The 18,260-nt window shown below is 55.7% G+C and carries 16 protein-coding genes; 3 read left to right on the forward strand and 13 right to left on the reverse strand.

All coding sequences use genetic code 11. The annotated features are described in order from the left end of the window. Window positions 1-497 precede the first annotated feature (497 nt). Together OKF39_RS05345 and OKF39_RS05350 are read left to right on the forward strand one after the other, a co-directional pair. Window positions 498-7,076: an Ig-like domain-containing protein gene (locus OKF39_RS05345; protein WP_479983553.1), complete on the forward strand. Its 6,579-nt coding sequence runs from the start codon at window positions 498-500 to the stop codon at window positions 7,074-7,076. A gap of 348 nt (window positions 7,077-7,424) precedes the next feature. Continuing rightward, entirely contained in the window at window positions 7,425-7,685 is a 261-nt protein-coding gene (locus OKF39_RS05350) for a hypothetical protein (protein WP_479983554.1), read from the forward strand. Between the two features lie 23 nt (window positions 7,686-7,708). On the opposite strand, the gene OKF39_RS05355 is transcribed toward OKF39_RS05350, so the two are convergent. Then, window positions 7,709-7,906 carry a hypothetical protein gene (locus tag OKF39_RS05355; RefSeq protein WP_047367552.1) on the reverse strand — a complete coding sequence of 66 codons (198 nt, stop codon included), beginning with the start codon at window positions 7,904-7,906 and terminating at the stop codon, window positions 7,709-7,711. Continuing rightward, on the reverse strand, window positions 7,878-8,306 hold the full coding sequence (locus OKF39_RS05360) for a hypothetical protein (protein WP_126326872.1): 429 nt from the start codon (window positions 8,304-8,306) through the stop codon (window positions 7,878-7,880). Before OKF39_RS05360 ends, OKF39_RS05355 begins: the two co-directional genes overlap by 29 nt. Before the next feature lie 271 nt (window positions 8,307-8,577). Here OKF39_RS05360 and OKF39_RS05365 point away from each other — a divergent pair, with 271 nt between their 5' ends. Beyond that, a complete protein-coding gene (locus OKF39_RS05365; RefSeq protein ID WP_479983555.1) occupies window positions 8,578-9,492 on the forward strand; it encodes a hypothetical protein in 915 nt (304 codons plus the stop codon). 127 nt (window positions 9,493-9,619) lie between these two features. Here the strand turns inward: OKF39_RS05365 and OKF39_RS05370 are convergent, their stop codons facing one another. From OKF39_RS05370 to OKF39_RS05420, 11 genes are read right to left on the reverse strand one after another with little or no spacing between them, the layout of a single operon-like run. After that, complete coding sequence (locus tag OKF39_RS05370; protein WP_100170723.1) at window positions 9,620-10,108, reverse strand: type II secretion system protein; 489 nt, start codon at window positions 10,106-10,108, stop codon at window positions 9,620-9,622. Then, entirely contained in the window at window positions 10,095-10,457 is a 363-nt protein-coding gene (locus OKF39_RS05375; protein WP_080339181.1) for a type II secretion system protein, read from the reverse strand. Before OKF39_RS05375 ends, OKF39_RS05370 begins: the two co-directional genes overlap by 14 nt. Then, a complete protein-coding gene (locus tag OKF39_RS05380; protein ID WP_028012053.1) occupies window positions 10,444-10,920 on the reverse strand; it encodes a type II secretion system protein in 477 nt (158 codons plus the stop codon). The genes OKF39_RS05375 and OKF39_RS05380 overlap by 14 nt, the downstream gene beginning before the upstream one ends. Then, on the reverse strand, window positions 10,920-12,803 hold the full coding sequence (locus tag OKF39_RS05385; protein ID WP_047367556.1) for a secretin N-terminal domain-containing protein: 1,884 nt from the start codon (window positions 12,801-12,803) through the stop codon (window positions 10,920-10,922). The genes OKF39_RS05380 and OKF39_RS05385 overlap by 1 nt, the downstream gene beginning before the upstream one ends. A gap of 2 nt (window positions 12,804-12,805) precedes the next feature. Then, window positions 12,806-13,318 carry a hypothetical protein gene (locus OKF39_RS05390; protein ID WP_479983556.1) on the reverse strand — a complete coding sequence of 171 codons (513 nt, stop codon included), beginning with the start codon at window positions 13,316-13,318 and terminating at the stop codon, window positions 12,806-12,808. Then, window positions 13,315-13,833, reverse strand: a complete 519-nt coding sequence (locus tag OKF39_RS05395; RefSeq protein ID WP_028012056.1) for a hypothetical protein — start codon at window positions 13,831-13,833, stop codon at window positions 13,315-13,317. Before OKF39_RS05395 ends, OKF39_RS05390 begins: the two co-directional genes overlap by 4 nt. Next, complete coding sequence (locus OKF39_RS05400; RefSeq protein ID WP_479983557.1) at window positions 13,817-14,332, reverse strand: hypothetical protein; 516 nt, start codon at window positions 14,330-14,332, stop codon at window positions 13,817-13,819. The genes OKF39_RS05395 and OKF39_RS05400 overlap by 17 nt, the downstream gene beginning before the upstream one ends. Continuing rightward, on the reverse strand, window positions 14,310-15,026 hold the full coding sequence (locus tag OKF39_RS05405; protein WP_219258389.1) for a hypothetical protein: 717 nt from the start codon (window positions 15,024-15,026) through the stop codon (window positions 14,310-14,312). Before OKF39_RS05405 ends, OKF39_RS05400 begins: the two co-directional genes overlap by 23 nt. Continuing rightward, window positions 15,010-16,629, reverse strand: coding sequence for a GspE/PulE family protein (locus tag OKF39_RS05410; protein WP_028012059.1), 1,620 nt, complete (start codon window positions 16,627-16,629; stop codon window positions 15,010-15,012). Before OKF39_RS05410 ends, OKF39_RS05405 begins: the two co-directional genes overlap by 17 nt. After that, window positions 16,629-17,798, reverse strand: a complete 1,170-nt coding sequence (locus OKF39_RS05415) for a type II secretion system F family protein (protein WP_479983558.1) — start codon at window positions 17,796-17,798, stop codon at window positions 16,629-16,631. Before OKF39_RS05415 ends, OKF39_RS05410 begins: the two co-directional genes overlap by 1 nt. Further along, window positions 17,795-18,259 (reverse strand): lytic transglycosylase domain-containing protein, encoded by a 465-nt coding sequence (locus OKF39_RS05420; protein ID WP_032644836.1) that lies wholly within the window; start codon window positions 18,257-18,259, stop codon window positions 17,795-17,797. Before OKF39_RS05420 ends, OKF39_RS05415 begins: the two co-directional genes overlap by 4 nt. Window position 18,260 lies beyond the last annotated feature (1 nt).

Below are 18,260 nucleotides of genomic sequence, written 5' to 3' on the forward strand. Positions count from 1 at the left end.
CGATCTTCCTTATTAAATGACATCCAGAGTATTGCTGGGATCATCCTGCCATTAGGGGAAAACCTGCATAAGAAGACGGTCAGCAATAAAATTGCGAGGTGTCTGTTCCAAGTTAAGAATTACCTGCTCCGGAAAATATACGGCTGAAGTTGGGCTGAGAAATTTATGAAGCAGGCTGAAAGAGTTGTTAAACATCAACGCCTAAGCATTGAATTTAATGAGGGACGGAAAATCTCATGATCATCTCCTGATTACTGTATGGAGTTTAGGAATTATCTGGATCTTAATATCGCTAACCAGGGAGTTTAATTAATTAGGGATGCGTCACAATGCCCAGTGTTTCGTACTGTTCTTTACGTCAAAAATTATCCGTGTGGATAATCCTTTTACATTATTTATTTTCCATCTTTTTGCTCACGGTTCCCCCCGTCGCGCGGGCGCAAACTGAAACTCACGCAACCATTGAAAGCGAAAGCAATCAGCCCCTGCGGGATAAAATGGCCGGCATGTGGGGAAGCGCCCAACAAAACGGCGCGGGTGATGCCCTGCGCGGTGCGGCAAATAGCGAGGTGAATGCCGCGTTAACCCAGGAAGTGGAAGCGTGGTTAAACAATATCGGCGGGAAAGCCCGCGTTACGGCAGACGTCGGTATAGGCGGGAGCGATAGCCGCGATTTCGGGCTGGACTATCTGTGGCCGGTTAAAATCTGGCAACACGACATTCTGTTCACTCAGATGAGCGCACACCGCTGGAACGAGCGCGATATCCTTAACGTTGGCCTGGGCTGGCGACATACCTTTAACCCGCATCTGATGGCGGGTGGAAACCTCTTTTTCGATCAGGATGTCACGCGGCACCATAACCGAATGGGGGCCGGCGCCGAGCTGTGGAGCGATGGGATTCGTGCGTCCGCGAACTACTACCTGCCCCTGAGCGGCTGGCGTCATTCTGACGACAGCATGTTTAATGACGATCCCGACCGCTATGAACTGTATGAACGTGCCGCCCGCGGCTGGGATCTCAATCTGGAGACGGCCCTTTCACAGCACGTCGCGCTTAAATTGGGCTGGTTCCAGTGGTATGGCGACAAAGTGGACGTTAACGGCAGCCGCAGCGAAGCCAGCCACAATCCTCACGGGCTTAACCTCGGGCTTAAGTGGCAACCTGTGCCGCTGGTAGGGGTCAGCGCGGAGCAGAGCATGATTAGCGGGCAGCGGGATAACTTCTCTGTGGGTCTGAATTTCCACTGGGAGTTTGGCCGAAAACTTTCCGAGATGCTGGCAAGTGAAAATGCGGCGGCTTTGCCATCGCTCATGCAGTCCCGCACGGAGTTCGTTACCCGTAATAACAACATCGTTCTCGCCTATAAGCAGGAAGAAAAAGACAGACGTCTCTATTTCAGCCCGACGGAAAAAACCACGCAGGCTGGCGTGCCTTTGCTGCACGCGGTGAAAGGTGGGCAGGGGGGCGTCATTCGCTACACCTCCTCCAGCACGGCGATCGCGACCGTGGAGCCGGGCAGCGGTCTGGTGAACCCAACGCATCGGGGCGATGTCACCATCACCGCGACGGAAACGTCACCTGTCGATCCGGAGCACGTATTAAGTTCCGCCAGCTATCACCTGACCGTGACGCCGGGCGATTTTGCCCCTTCCGTCGAGGGCGTTGCCATTAAGGGGGACATGTCGCCGGGCCAGATCCTGGAGGGGAGTTATCTCTATAAAAGCAATGAAGGGGAGGATGAAGACCCCGAGCAAACCCGGATGCGTTGGTATGACGCAGATTCAGGCGAACTGCTCAAGGAAGGCAGTGCCACGTATGAAGTACAAACGCGCGACATGGCCCGCTCCGTGATCTTCGAAGTCACCCCGGTTAACAAAAAAGGGATCGCGGGTAACAGTGTCTCGGCAACGGTTAAGGGTAGCGCGAAGCTAGGCGCACTGCATATTGGCTTGATGACGCCGGGCGAAGTCCGCCCGGACGGCAGTGTGAAGTTTTATGTTCAGAGCAATGGCGCTCTGCAACTACTCACCGAAGTAAAAAACGCTAAAGAGGAGGCGGTGGAAGGGCTGACGGTTTACTGGACAAGCCAGAATGCGTTGGGTCATTTGTCACAACACGTAACGCACACCGACCCTAAAGGCCAAACGTCGGTGAGTGTGGAAGAGATTATGAGCAGCGGTCAGGATCAGATCACGGCCTCGCTCTCCCCGCTGGTAGCAGGCTATAGCGGCAACGTTACTGAAGATAATGGCAGACACAGCCATATGAAACTGAACGTCAATTTTGCCAAAGCCAACAGACTGACCTTTATTCAGCCTCCTGAGCACGTAATGGTGGGCGCAGCCCAGCCATTTACGGTGAAACTCACCGATCAGGATGGCGAAGACTTTAAAACGAGTGTTGATATCGCCTGGCAAAGCAACGGTCATCCGACAGACCAGCTGAGCCATACCAATGATCGGGGCGAAGCAAGTATTACGCTGACAGCTCCAACGCTGGTAGGGACAGACTGGGAGGTAACCGCTACCGTAGAAGGCGGCAACCCTGTGACGGTAAAAATTCCCCTGGTGGCCGATGTTGCAACGGCAAAAGTCAGCGCGCTGGAGGTAATCGACAATAACGCCGCAGCAGACGGGACGGACACGACGCGCGTCAGGGTGACGGTGAAGGACGCCCACGAGAACCCGGTTGCCGGGCAGGTGGTGAATTTCAGGGCCGGCGAGGGGGTTATCCTTCCGGCAACGGCAACGACGGAGAAGGACGGCTCCGTCACCGTCAGCCAGACCAGCCTGAAGGCCGGGGAGTTCCGGGTGGAGGCCACTACCGGCGATAACTGGACGCAGGCGAAGTCAGGCCAGGTGACGTTTACGGCTGACAGCAGCACGGCAAAAGTCAGCGCGCTGGAGGTGATCGACAATAACGCCGCAGCAGACGGGACGGACACGACGCGCGTCAGGGTGACAGTGAAAGACGCCCATGAGAACCCGGTTGCCGGGCAGATGGTGAATTTCAGGGCCGGCGAGGGGGTTATCCTTCCGGAAACGGCAACGACGGAGAAGGACGGCACCGTCACCGTCAGCCAGACCAGCCTGAAGGCCGGGGAGTTCCGGGTGGAGGCCACCACCGGCGATAACTGGACGCAGGCAAAGTCAGGCCAGGTGACGTTCACGGCTGACAGCAGCACGGCAAAAGTCAGCGCGCTGGAGGTGATCGACAATAACGCCGCAGCAGACGGGACGGACACGACGCGCGTCAGGGTGACAGTGAAAGACGCCCATGAGAACCCGGTTGCAGGACAGGTGGTGAATTTCAGGGCCGGAGAGGGGGTTATCCTTCCGGCAACGGCAACGACGGATAAGGACGGCACCGTCACCGTCAGCCAGACCAGCCTGAAGGCCGGGGAGTTCCGGGTGGAGGCCACTACCGGCGATAACTGGACGCAGGCGAAGTCTGGCCTGGTGACGTTCACGGCTGACAGCAGCACGGCAAAAGTCAGCGCGCTGGAGGTGATCGACAATAACGCTGTGGCAGACGGGACGGACACCACGCGCGTCAGGGTGACGGTGAAAGACGCCCACGAGAACCCGGTTGCAGGGCAGGTGGTGAATTTCAGGGCCGGCGAGGGGGTTATCCTTCCGGCAACGGCAACGACGGATAAGGACGGCACCGTCACCGTCAGCCAGACCAGCCTGAAGGCCGGGGAGTTCCGGGTGGAGGCCACCACCGGCGATAACTGGACGCAGGCGAAGTCTGGCCAGGTGACGTTCACGGCTGACAGCAGCACGGCAAAAGTCAGCGCGCTGGAGGTGATCGACAATAACGCTGTGGCAGACGGGACGGACACCACGCGCGTCAGGGTGACGGTGAAAGACGCCCACGAGAACCCGGTTGCAGGACAGGCAGTGAGTTTTGATGCCGGAACCGGCGTCATCATTCCGGCAACGGCAGAGACCGGGAAGGATGGTACCGTCACCGTCAGTCAGACCAGCCTGAAGGCCGGGGAGTTTCAGGTAAACGCGACCATTGGCGATAACTGGTTACACGCAAAATCTGTTCTGGTGACGTTCACGGCTGACAGCAGCACGGCAAAAGTCAGCGCGCTGGAGGTGATCGACAATAACGCCGTGGCAGACGGGACGGACACGACGCGCGTCAGGGTGACGGTGAAAGACGCCCATGAGAACCCGGTTGTCGGGCTGGTGGTGAGTTTTGATGCCGGAACCGGCGTCATCATTCCGGCAACGGCAGAGACCGGGAAGGATGGTACCGTCACCGTCAGTCAGACCAGCCAGAAAGCCGGGGAGTTTCAGGTAAACGCGACCATTGGCGATAACTGGTTACACGCAAAATCTGTTCTGGTGACGTTCACGGCTGACAGCAGCACGGCAAAAGTCAGCGCGCTGGAGGTGATCGACAATAACGCCGTGGCAGACGGGACGGACACCACGCGCGTCAGGGTGACGGTGAAAGACGCTCATGAGAACCCGGTTGCCGGGCAGGTGGTGAATTTCAGGGCCGGCGAGGGGGTTATCCTTCCGGCAACGGCAACGACGGAGAAGGACGGCACCGTCACCGTCAGCCAGACCAGCCAGAAAGCCGGGGAGTTTCAGGTAAACGCGACCATTGGCGATAACTGGTTACACGCAAAATCTGTTCTGGTGACGTTCACGGCTGACAGCAGCACGGCAAAAGTCAGCGCGCTGGAGGTGATCGACAATAACGCCGTGGCAGACGGGACGGACACCACGCGCGTCAGGGTGACGGTGAAAGACGCCCACGAGAACCCGGTTGCCGGGCAGGTGGTGAATTTCAGGGCCGGCGAGGGGGTTATCCTTCCGGCAACGGCAACGACGGAGAAGGACGGCACCGTCACCGTCAGCCAGACCAGCCTGAAGGCCGGGGAGTTCCGGGTGGAGGCCACCACCGGCGATAACTGGACGCAGGCGAAGTCTGGCCAGGTGACGTTCACGGCTGACAGCAGCACGGCAAAAGTCAGCGCGCTGGAGGTGATCGACAATAACGCTGTGGCAGACGGGACGGACACCACGCGCGTCAGGGTGACGGTGAAAGACGCCCACGAGAACCCGGTTGCAGGACAGGCAGTGAGTTTTGATGCCGGAACCGGCGTCATCATTCCGGCAACGGCAACGACAGAGAAGGACGGCACCGTCACCGTCAGTCAGACCAGCCAGAAAGCCGGGGAGTTTCAGGTAAACGCGACCATTGGCGATAACTGGTTACACGCAAAATCTGTTCTGGTTAACTTTGTGCCAGGAAAGGTCAACCGGGTGACTTTTGTCGACGAGCCGGAAAGTGTTCAGGCGGACGGTGTCACTCATGCCACCTGGCAGATAGCGATGTTCGACAGCTTTAACAATCCAGTGCCAAATACGGCTATAAACTGGATTTTCCCAGGGGCACTGGCGACAAAAATCGACAGCCAGAGCGATACAATGACCAACAACTCTGGGGTGGCTAAGCTGACGCTGCAAATGGGTACAGTAAAAGCGGAAAATCTGGTCGTGACCGCGAAATCGGAAAACAACGTTGAGGATTCCTCCTCGATTGCCCTGCCGCCGGTTGCTGGTAGCGTTGAACTTACGATGGTATCGACTGCACGCGTGGACGAACCTGTCACGCTCACGGTAACTGCAAAGGATAAAGGCGGAGTACTGATGCCTGGCGCTGTGGTCACGTTTAGTAGCAACCATCCGGACTGGATGGTGATAACGCCAGAAAGCGCAACAACGGGCAGCAACGGTGTTGCCACCGCTGTGGCTACCATCAGACCGGAAAAAGGGTTTGGTGCAATGGGAGGCTATACCCTCACAGCGAAAGTCAGCGAGTCAGTGAAGGATTCGAAAACGTTACAGCTCAGTGTAGGGCAAATTGATTACGCGAAGTCGAGTCTGACCCCCGTCAGTGACACGATGGTCGTTGGCAATCAGTTATCCATGCTGATAGCGATGAAGGATAAGTTTGGTAACCCTGTCAGTGGCCTGACGGGACGAATCGGCGCCGTGCTGGCCGATAGTCAGGGGAGAAACAATGGAGGATTGATCCATACTAACAGCGGGGGAATTGTTGAGACTGAAAAAGGAAACTATCCGTTCAATGTAAAAGGAACACGTGCTGATACCTATACTGTCACGCCTGTTGTAGACCGAGTTGAGTTAAGCGCGCTTAAAGCGACCGTTAAGGTGATGGCGCAAAAACCCTGGATCGCGGGTACGCCACAAATAGGCTACACCCTCACGATAGGCAAAGGTTCCGGGTTTAGTACGGCAACAGTCAACTGGAAGGTTAATGGCACAATCTACCGTTCGAGCGCCAATACCACGGTGGACAGCGCATCACTTGAGTTGACAGACACCACGCTGATAAACCAAAAGGTGAGCGTAGAAATTATCGATAGTCATAACCCATCAGTGCGGCTTGAATCAGATTCGGTCACGATTCGGGGTACACCTTCCGCGAGCGATGTGAAGATTAAGGGCGATCCAGTATATGGAAACCAAATCTCGGTGGACTACGTTTATCAAGCCAACGGCGGAGGCGATGAGAGCGGAACTCAGTATCAATGGTACTGGTCTCAGAACAGTTACGATAAATCTCCGACACCTATTCCTGGTGCAACCGGAAGAACGCTGAAGACCGATCGCGGTCAGTACGGGTTATATCTTTATGTCTCGGTCACGCCAAGGGGCAGTGCTGGCGGCTCAGGTACTAAGGTATTTAACGACGGGTATTTCAGGGTTACAGATGCGGGTACACCTTCTGTCAGCCAACTTCATATTGAGAATGAAGCCCGGGTGGGTAATACAATTGAGGCCAGTTATATCTTCAATGCTAATGGCAGTGGTGAGGATAACTCGTTATATCAGTGGGCTTCATGGGATGAATTTAGCGGCCGTTATCGGAATTTAGACGGAGAGACCGGTAAAACGTTATACATAAAAGAAGCCTATGGATTTTTGAAAGATATCCGGGTAAGTGTTACCCCACGCGGTACTCTGGGGTCGCAAAGAACAGGCGGTACAGCCTATTCCGACCCGGTTAATATCGTCAAATAAACGCTACCAGTGTTAACCATTAACACTTATATCAGTGTAGCGTAATTCACCTCTCGCAGGCTCCCGGAAACGGGACCTGCGGTTCGTTTTTCCCCCGGAAGGTCCCATCACAGGCCCTTTCCGCTTTGGCAAACTGTTCTGTATCATGGTTAAATAATCCGACGGCTTAATGGGGGGTAATGCCTGTGTTAGCGTGATGCTAATAAATACGGGAATTAAAAGTAATGCTGGATTCAGCATTTTGACAGGTGGGTTCGTTAATTCAGTCTAAGGTAATGTTGTAAGCTGGGGTATGGGTTTTTCTATGATCCTGTTAGCTGGTTCTTAACGAAAAAGAGGCTCGCATGCATGAAAAATGCTTATCCTGAAAAGCAAGCATCACTACTCATTGGTGATGCCGCCACGCAGTTATCTTTGCAGGGTATAAAAATTGATCATGTTTCGCTCAGGCATTACCTGAGTAAAAAACTTGAGTATGCCAGGCGTATTGATGATTGCTTGTATGCTGAGGTGATTGGTATTGCACTTGCAATGTTGAAGGAAAACGCCAGGCCAGCCGAACGGTTCTGTTATAACGATGAGGCGTGTCGCGATAAACCTGTCGCTTAAAAGCATGGCGTATTATTGCATTATCAGTCCTGCCTTTTGTTGCCTCGTGAAATTTTCACTTCTTCAGCAAAATCCAGAGCCTCTTTGTAATCAAAACGACGTGTCTTTGCGTTATGTCTGCCGGGTAACGGTGCCGGTATTTTCACGCCGAACAGCTTTCCTGTTGTCATCAGTGCATAAACTAATTCAGCCTCACTCACGTCGGCCATCTTTGCCATCATATTCGTCCTGATACAAAAACTTAATTTCACCTGCCTTCCTCCTTTTATAATGGTCAATAATATTGTCGAGATTGGGGAGCATAAAGTTCATGGCATCAATCGTGTCACGCCAGCCCGCCAGGGATTCATTTGCTTTTACATACCATGCATGCTGTTCGCTCCGGGGGAGATGACCGGTGATCAAAACAAGCATGTCGGGTTTTATTCTCCTGATGAACTCCAGATACTTCACCAGATGCGTCTTCGTACCAAATGTGTCTGCATCAATAATGCAGAGCATTTTGTCTCGGGCGATAAAGTAATAGCGTGCTAATTCCGCAAGGCCCTTTTCGAATAAAAAAGAGTTCGTCCGCACACAAACCCGAATTTTTTCAGGAGTCTGTTTAATTGATTGATCCATCTTTTGTCTCGCTTATTATGGCACAAAGTATGAGATGGCTTTCAAGCCTACTCTTCCAGTCTGAATGCTGGCAAGGCAGTATATTCATTCCTCAGAATAAAATAAGGCAGAACGAGTTATGCGACTAATAAGAATTGTCTCTGCATCCGTGAGTTAAAAACAAATAAACGATGATTTTATTCAGAGTCATGTTTTACTGTCTGATACATTAAGATATGGTCACTGTTGTGCAAATTTGTACTTTTTTATATTTCTCAAAGAGGACATTTTCATGACAAAGACCGTCGTAGCATTAGCCATGCTTAGCGCTTTTTCAACGGCATCAGTATTTGCCAGTGATTATGCGCGTATGATTAACATTGAAAACCCTGACCATCTTAAAATCAGGGTTCAGAATGCTATTTATGAAGAGGGTTACGATAGCGATTTTATTCCTCATGTCTGGTTTGGTAACGAAGATAACGGCGTGATGAATATCATTGTCGATAATGGTGCGGTGCTGAACGAATCTATTGAAAACGGCCTTAACTGCAACTATGCCATGATTGTCAGTAAAGACAACGGCGTCAACTTACAGGCAAACGGGAAAAACTGTCGTTATAAGAAAAAGAGTTACCGTTCCATTAACTCTCCGGTGATCACCATTATTAATGATTCATCTTTAACGCTTCGCCCCTATTTTTCCGTTAACGGGAATGACTTTTTTGCTGCCGCCAGCGCGATCATCCCCAACGGGATCCGCATGTTCACCGGGGACAGTGGCGACTGGAAAAAACAGGGCGTTCGCCACGGGGATAACCTGAAAGTGAAATTTAGCTACACGCTTGCAGAGTCGGGTTCGCAAAAAGAGGTCGTCTGCCCGTCTCTTGACACCTTAACGGAAAACCGACTTTATCGCCTTCAGGGCGGTGAGCAAAATGCGATCTGCGTCCTTGAGAGTAATGAGATTCACATTAAAAACGATCGTATTGTTGCCGGATGGAACAAACCTCTGACCAAAGCAGAGCTGCTGCAACGGATTGAAGCCACCGCCGCAGACGATGACGTCATCATAGATATGCCAGATGACAAATACATGGCGCTCTTTACCCAGCCGGATGAATATAAAATCCCGCTGAAAGCAGGGGACGCAAAGACGACCATTACCTTAGTGGTTAGCAAAGTGACTATCCCCGTCGCGCAGTAAAAAGGCCATCTATTAGCGAAGCGGGCAGGCAACGTTTTACAGAGCCTGTTGCCTGCCCTATTCGTGCCGTTACGCCGGGCAGACCAGACTGCGTGACAGGGACATCAGGTCTCGCCACATCATTGCATTAGCGACCACAGGCCGCAGGCAGCGGGGCCTGCGGATCGCTCTCTACCTGAAATTTCCAGTCGTAATACGTTTTCGCTTTGGCAAACTGTTTTGGATCGTGACGAAAGCCGACTTTTTTCCGTGGCGTACCTTTTCCGAGACTGCGCACGCCAATCCAGCGCCCCTGAGGATCGAGGATCATCCCCCAGTTTTTACTCCCGGTTAGCGGGTCGGCGTAGTGCTGGCGCAGGTGATAAAGCGGTTTTCGCCCGCGTTTATCAATAAGCAGCTGTTCGAAACGCACGGGAAAACAGCCATCACCGTTGCCGCGGTAGGCCTGTATCGCCGCGCGGATTTGATCCCCGCGAAATAAAAGCTCAGCCTCCTGTTGCGCCTGATAACGCATCTGCACCTCATCGCGGCTTTTCAGCAGCGACAACGCCAGCGTGGAGAGCGCAATCAGCAGCAGCAGATAGGTAAAACCTCCCTGTCGTTTAATCGAACGCATCGCGATGATCCTGACCGGGTTTAGGCGGCGTCTCGACGTCAATAATTTGCCCTTCGTCATCGGTCTTCGCCTCCCAGATATCGCGGCGGTTGGTGATGGGATCCAGCGGCATCTGGCGCAGATAACCGGCCTCGATCAGATCCTCCAGGCTGTATGGCCCCGCCAGGCGATCGCGGCGGTAGTGATCGATCGCGCTGCGCAGCGCATGCAGGTTATGCTCGCGCACCACCTCTTTGGCTCTGTCCGCGTGCTGGAAAAAACGTGGAGCGACCAGGGTCATCAATGTCGCGATGATCGCCATCACCACCAGCAGCTCGATGAGCGTAAAACCTTTTTCACCATTGCGCATAGGGCACTCCATTCAGACCGCTGGCCGTACTGGTACTACTGACATCAAACACGTCTTTCCCGCCGCCGCTGAAATCGCCGGGTGGCTGCGTGGATGCGCGTAACCGCCAGGTCTCTTCATCATTTTTTCCCTCGCAATCGCACATCGGATCGCGCGGTATATGGCGCAGGAAGTAGATCATCGCGCCAGTGGGCGATGTCTTATCCCGGACGCCTTCCACCAGGCTTTTTAGTGTCGGCGGATATCCCGATTCGCTGGTTTTTTTCTCAATGATGCCGTCCACGCTTGCCTGGTGATAACGGTCAATGGCATCGCGTAGCGTGCGCAGCGACTCACGTAGCTGCGTCTCCTGCTGCCGCTGATGGTAGTTACGCATCAGCGGCGCAGCGGCAGCGGCAAGCGTGGCGAGTAGCGCCAGCGTGACGATCATCTCAATCAAGGTAAAACCGCGCTGGCGCTGCATTACGATGCTCCGTTTTCCGTCTCTGACTCATCGAGGATCGGTGGCGGCAGCGTGGCCGCCCGGTCAGGGAAATGGGCTGGCGGCGCAAGCGCCGGTGCGGTAAACCCGCTTCCCGGCTCGTCGCGCTGCAGGTCGCGCAGTTGAATGCTGTCGCCCGTTAAATCGTCGCTGCCCATCTCAATGGTACTGACGTGGCTTCCCGGTAAATCGAGGTTGCGCTCAATGGTCGGCGTAATTAACAGCACCACCTCCGTGCGCTCTTTGTTGTCGGAATTGCTGCTAAACAGGCGGCCCAGCCCCGGGATGTCACTTAATAACGGCGTTCCTTTTTGGGTCGTGGTTTCATCCTGCTTGATCAGCCCTGCCAGCATCTGGGTCTCGCCGTTCATACTGCTGAGCGTGGTATTGGCTTCGCGTTTCGTGGTGCGGTAATACTTTGCTCCGTTCTCACCGGGTTCTTCGGCGCCCAGGGCACTGAGCGTGAACTTCACCTCCATTGAGATATTGTCATCCATACTGACTTCCGGGGTGACTTCCAGCTTCAGGCCAACGTCCTGATAATCCACTTTCTGTTGCGAAATCCCGTCATTGACGGTTGTGGTCAGTACCGGGATCGTTTGACCAATATCAACCAGCGCTTTTTTATTGTTTTTCACCCGGATCCGCGGGTTGGCCAGCACTCTGGCGTTGCTCAACACCTTTTTCATGTCAATGGTCATATTGTCGATATCGACCATGATATTTTTGGCGCTCAGGTCGCCCAGCGGGATCCCGCTTCCCTTTAAATCACCTTCTTTACTTTTCGCAAAACCCGCACTGATGGTTTGCGGCAGCTTCACGCCAAGCGCTTCGAGATCGTTGGTATTTACTTCCAGCACCTCAACGGCCAGCGTGACCTCCGCTTCAGGCCGGTCGAGCGTCACTAACAGGCGCTCCGCTTTTTCTACGTTCTCTTTTGGCCCACGCAGGGTGACGGAGTTGGTTCGCTCATCAACGTGCACATCCTTCAGCTTGACCATATTGCGCAGGGCGACGTTGACCTCTTTTGCTTTCGCATAACCCAGGAAGATGGTTTTGACGACCACGTCGCGATAGATCTTCTCTTTTTGCGCGGTGGCGGGGTAGATCAGCAACGTATTGCTGTTCAGCACCTTCTTCCGCAGGTTATTCGACAACAGCAGCACGTTGATAGCATCTTCCGCAGTGGTGCGTTTGGCTATCAGGCTGCCGGTTGTGCTGGAGGAAATATCTTTGTCAAAAATGATATTGACCCCGGTCATCTGGCTGATGGTGTTAAAGATGGCCATCAGGCTGTGCTCGCGAAAATTAAGCGCTATCGTTTTTTGCAGTTCCCGGTTCAGACGCTGCTCCGGCTGGTTGATCCGCGACACCTCACGCATCAGGTGATCGCGCAGCGCGCGCGCCTGGGGCCAGTTGGGATCTTCTTCCAGTACCTGCTGGATTTTGTGCAGCGCACGTGCCGGGTCGCGGGTGCTGTTAGCCACCGCCTCCTTATACAATGCGTCCAGCGCTCTACGGGCATCGAGTTTGCGTAAGCCCTGCAGGGCGCGCAGGTTGCCGGGCTCATAGGTAAGCGCATCGCGCCACATTTGCGTCGCCAGGGTGTAGTTGTTCTGACGCACCGCGAGATCGGCGTTTTTCAGATAGTCATTTACCAGCTTTTTGCTGATGTCAGCCTGCTCGGCGCGAAGCGCAATATCCTGTGGGCTGGCGATGCGCTGTTGGTCTATCTCCTTAAGCCGCTTAACCAGCACCTGCGGCGAGGCGGTCACTGATTCCCGGACCGGAGGCGCCGCACGTTGTGCACAGCCGCTCAGTAGCGCGCATGACAACAAAAAAGTGAGAGCAATTGTTTTTTTCATGATTAATGTGTCGGTTCCGATTGCAGCTCATCCAGTTCCAGCCGCTGCTGGCTATGGGTGGGCTGCCATTCAAACAGGAGGTGGTCGTTCGCCACCGCTTTTAAAATCCAGTTGTTGACCGGCGAACTGCCGATCCAGATCCTGCCGTCCGCCCTGCAGTGCTCGCAGACCGGCCAGGTCTCTTTGCCATCCGTCAGCACAACGATCCTCTGACGGTTTTCCCACCAGGCACCGAGGAGCTGAAGCGGTAGCGGCGGTGTGGTTGGTGTCGCCTCTTCAGGCCGATCGTTTTCCGGCGGCTGTTCTGCTGCGTCTTGCGCCCTGCTATGTGGCGTTGAAAAGAGATCGATGCGCGTTGCGTGAGCCGTCTCCGGCTTTGCTGGCGCGGGGCGCGGGCGTGAGACCGGCTGCGCCTCAAGCGGCGCTTGCGATATCTCGTCATCGGCAAACTGGCTCCAGAAAACAGCACCGGCGGTCAGCACCAGCGCCAGCTGTAAATAGCGCGGCAGTTTCATGGCGACTCCTTCAACAGGCGAAGCTGCACGGTGGCGCTGAGCTGGCTTTCCGATGGCCCGGCGCGCCGCAGGCTTAGCTGCTCAATGCGTAACGGCAAAGTGCGGCTTAGCGTTTCCAGGGCGTCCATCAGCGGCAGATATTCACCGCGCAGCGGAATATCCAGCCGTAGCGCGGTTTTGCCGTCGTCGTTTTCCAGCTGATAGCGGCTGGCGTCGACCTTCATTCCTCGGCTCCTGAACTGCTCAAAAATGAGCCTGACCTGCTGATATTCTCCGAGGCTGATGCGGCTTTGCAGTTCCGGCTGCTGTTTATCCAGCGGCAGCGCGGTTTGTAGCTGCGCCTGGATCCGGGCAAGGTTCTCCTGCAAATGGATGGTGTGCGGCCGCACGCCGCCAAGCCATAACAGCAGCAGTCCTGCGGGCAGCCCGGCGAGCACGAGCGGAACCGTTCCGATGCGCCCGGCAAATAACGCCGCCTGCCAGCGCAGCACGGCGGGTTTATTCTGAAGCCGCATGGTGCGCCTCCGTCGTCACCTTGACGTCGAGTACCGCGTTAATCGGCCAGGCAGGATCGCCCTGCGCCGACTGGCGATGGTTCTCAAGCACCACATGCGCCGGCAACTGCTGTAGCCGCTCGCTAAAGGCGAGCAGGGCGTCAAGATTGCCTGCATTTACCGTAAGCCGCGCATCGCCTTTACTGGCAATGACGTCAATATTCAGGAGCGCAATATCAGGCGTCAGTACGCTGCTGATGTTGTCCAGCAGCTTGATGGCCGGCGGGACGGCCTGCAGTTGCTGAGCCTGGCGCAACCGGCGCTGCTCCGCTTCACGCAGCTGGCGCAGCACCTGCTGCCGTTGGGCGAGCTGCTGCTGTACCTGCGACGTCTCCAGCTCAAGGCGCTGGTGCTCAAACAGGCCATACATCACGGCACCGGTGAGCGGTAAGCAGAGGAGTCCGGTTAACAGCAGCGTGCGTGCGGCCCACGGGGAACTACGCGTAAACAGCGGCGTCATGAGGACTCTCCTGTAGCGCGACTTCCTGGTGATGCTCACCGTCGGTATGAATGACGTAGCCAGGACAGTCCTGCATTCCGCTTAGCCGGGCGATAACCCGCAGCTGGGCGTCCATCTCCTGCTGTGGCAGGGTGAGTGTCCAGACGTCGCGCCAGCTGTGGTGCTGACGGCTGGCAATCCGGCTATGGTGGGGACTCATCGCCACAAACAGGCCGTTTTCCGGCAGGGCGCGGGCGAAGTGGCTTAACAGCTTTTGAAACGGCGTGACAACCCCGCGAAAACGCAGCCGCTCCCGACGCGCCAGCGCGCCAAGCAGATGCCAGCAAGGTTGCTTCAGGCACGCGGCCAGCGCCGACTGCTGCCAGTTCAGGGTCTCGAAGCGGACCAGCCAGTCGACGGGCGGACTCGCGCGATGAACCGCCTGCTGACGGGCGAGCTGGAGCAGCTCCTGCGGTGTGGTCACGCCGTCATGCCAGGGCTGGATTAAAAACGTCAGATCGTCGGTATCGAGGTGAAACTCCACCGCGTCACGCCACGGTAAGGCGGCGGGGCGCAGGCGCAGCAGCGTTTCGAGCGCGGCCTCCAGAGGCTGATCGGGCTGGCGTTCATGCGTGGCAAGTACCACATTGTTGCGGCGCAACCGCACGGCATGAGGCCAGATGTCGCACTGCCAGGTGTTAGTGAGTGATAACACGGTTCACCTCCTCCCAGGTGGTTTTGCCTTCGACCACGGCGCGCAGCGCGATGGTCGAGAGCGGAACAAAACCGTCATTCAGCGCTACTTCCTTTAGCTTGCGCCGGGGCGATCGCGCCAGCATTGCCTCTTTCATCGCATCGCTGAAATGCAGCACTTCCGCCAGCGCCAGCCTGCCGCGAAAACCGCTGTCGCGGCAGGTATCGCAGCCTCGCCCTCGACGCCAGCGGGGCGTGAGCTGCTGCAGCGGTCCGGATTGCCACGCCGCGAGAAGGTCATCTGTGGGCGTGGTGTCATCAATACAGTCCGGGCAAATCTGGCGCACCAGCCGTTGCGCCACGACGCCGTTAAGGGCGGTGATCAGGCTGGCGGGCTCCACCTGCATATATAAAAAACGTTCCAGTACGCTAAAGACGTCATTGGCGTGAACCGAGGAGAGCACCACGTGGCCGGTGAGCGCCGCCTGCACGGCAATGCCGGCGGTTTCACCGTCGCGGATCTCACCCACCAGGATGATGTCCGGGTCGTGACGCAAAATGGCGCGCAGGCCGCGGGCGAAGGTGAGCCCTTTTTTATCGTTGACCGGAATTTGCAGCACGCTGTTGAGCTGGTACTCCACGGGATCTTCAATGGTGATAATTTTGCATTCACCGCTGTTGAGTTCGCTGAGTGCTGAATAGAGGGTGGTGGATTTCCCGCTCCCCGTTGGCCCGGTGACGAGTACCATACCGTGGGGCAGATGGGTTAACTGGCGAATCGCACCCAGCGTGTGCTCATCAAAGCCGAGCGTCTCCAGGCGCAGGTTTTGATCGTGAGATTTATCCAGCACGCGCAGTACGGCATCCTCGCCATAGACGCCCGGCATGATGGACACGCGAAAATCGACGGGACGCTGGAGAATCAACGCCTTAAAGCGCCCGTCCTGTGGCGTGCGTCGTTCGGAAATGTCCATGCAGCTTAATACTTTGAGACGGGAGATCACCTGCTCCGCCTGCTGAAGCCCGGCGCAGTGGCGAATGCTGTGCAGGACGCCATCGATGCGGTACTTCACCATCAACCCATCCGCGACGGCGCAAAGATGAATATCGCTGGCGCGGCTCTGCAGGGCATCAAACAGCGTGGCGTTAACCAGCTTAATGACGGCGTGGGGTTCACTGGCGATGGCTGCTGGGGTGATCTCCAGCCACCGGGCCTCTTTATTCTCTTCACTCTGCTGCTGCTCCAGCTGATCGAGCGTGCGCTGCTGTTTTGCCAGTTCATCAAGGCGGGCATTAAGCTGAGAGAGCGGGGCGAGCGCGGGGAGCGCATTCACGTTATAAGCCCACTGGCGCAGCGCCAGTGAAAACGGATCGCCCAGCGCAACGTGGAGCTGACCGTTAACGCGCAGCGGCAATGCTCGCTGGCTGAGCGATTCGGTCAGCGGCACGGCTTCGAAATCCTCTTCGCTGTCGGCGAGCTGTGTGGGTGAGAGCGGCGTGAGCCCCAGGGAACCGGCGGCTTCTTCTAACGCGCCGGGGAAACTGTCCAGCAGTTCCGCCAGCGCCTGACAGCGCTGCTCGTCTGGCAGGTCGAAAAGGGGTTCTACAGACGGTGAGTGAGACATTATTGCAATCCTCCTGCCAGTTCAAAAATGGGCATGTACAGTAAAAACACGACGAGCCCAACGATGCCGCCAACGACCATCATCAGAATCGGTTCAAAAATTTTGCTAAAGGTTTCAATCGCGCGTTCCAGCGATTCATCATAAAAAGCGGCGATCCGCTCGCACATGGCAGGTAGTTCGCCGCTGCGTTCGCCGACCTGCAGCAGGCGGCTGGCGACAGGAGTCGTCATCTGTTGCGCTTCCAGCATGCGGGAGAGCGACTCGCCGGCGGCGACGTCGCGGATAACCTGTTCAACCTGCTGACGATGCGTGGCGGGCAGGATCTCCCGGCTCAGCATTAACGCATCTGGCGCGGGAAGGCCGCCCTGTAACAGCAGGCCCAGCGTGCGGTAAAAACGCACCAGCACAGAAAGCTGATGCTGCTGGCGTAAGGCGGGAATGCGCAGCAACAAACCGAGCGCACGCTGGCGCAGGCGCGGGCTGCGCACCGCCATCACGATGCCTGCAACCGCTGCCGCGCAACCGGCCAGCAGCAGCGAGCCATGGGTTTGCGTCAGGCGTCCCCACCAGAGGATAAGCTGTGCGCTGGCGGACGGGTTCTTCATCCCGTCAAACACCACGGAAAAACGCGGAATAATAAAGCCGAGCAGAAAGAACAGAATTATCCCGCCAGCGGCAATGACAATCGTCGGATAGAGCAGGGTTGATTTAATCCGCTTGCGCAGAATTTCCATTCTTGATTCGTAAAACTGAAAACGCTTTAGCGCCTCGGGTAAGTGTCCGGTTTGCTCAGAAGAGGCAACGGTGTTAATCAGCAGAGGCGGAAACAGTGCTGGTAACGCCATCATCGCCTGGGAGAGTTGCGCTCCTTCGTAGAGCTTTTTAACCAGCGTATCCAGAACCAGCGAGGTGCCACCGTCGCGGCTGCTTTCGCGCAGCGCTTCGACGGCCTCAACCACGACCAGCCCGGCTTCCAGCAGAGCGATAAGCTCCTGCAAGAACAGATTCAGTGGAAAGCGTTTCTCCTTGCGGACGGGGCGTTCCTGTACCTGCAAAACGATGCCGCCGCCAGCAATAATGCGGGCGCTGGCATCATCAGGCGACGCGGCAAGTACGGTCTGACTGACGCGTTTCCCCCCCTGGAGGATGGTGACGGTATATGGTTTCATTTTGGCGACAGTGTATGGCTCTGCCTTTTAAGGCGGGCATAATGCGGAGCCACTTTTTTTATGTATTGTTGACGAAGCGCGCGGCGCTGGGGGGTATTTGCCGTTCCGGCGTTATACGCTCCCACCGCGTCCCAGGTATAACCAAAGCGCTGGATTTGACCTGCCAGGATCCAGGCGCCGGTCATGACACTTTGGCAAGGGTCGGTTAGCAGATCTTTTTGACTAATACGAAATTTACGCAGCGCATCGAAGTGAATGCTATTGATCTGCATCAGACCGACATCCATTGAGCCATCACGATTTTTGTTGATGGCCCGGGTATTACCGTTGGATTCCACTATCGCTATCGCCTGTAATAGCTCTGGCTCAATGCCGTAACGTTCTCCCGCCAACTGCCAGCAATCGGCCCGGCAGGAAAATACGCTGAAGATAAACAGCGAATATATGGACAGGCGCAGCATA

The sequence above is a fragment of the Enterobacter cloacae complex sp. HYC042_NIDB genome, assembly GCF_056673315.1.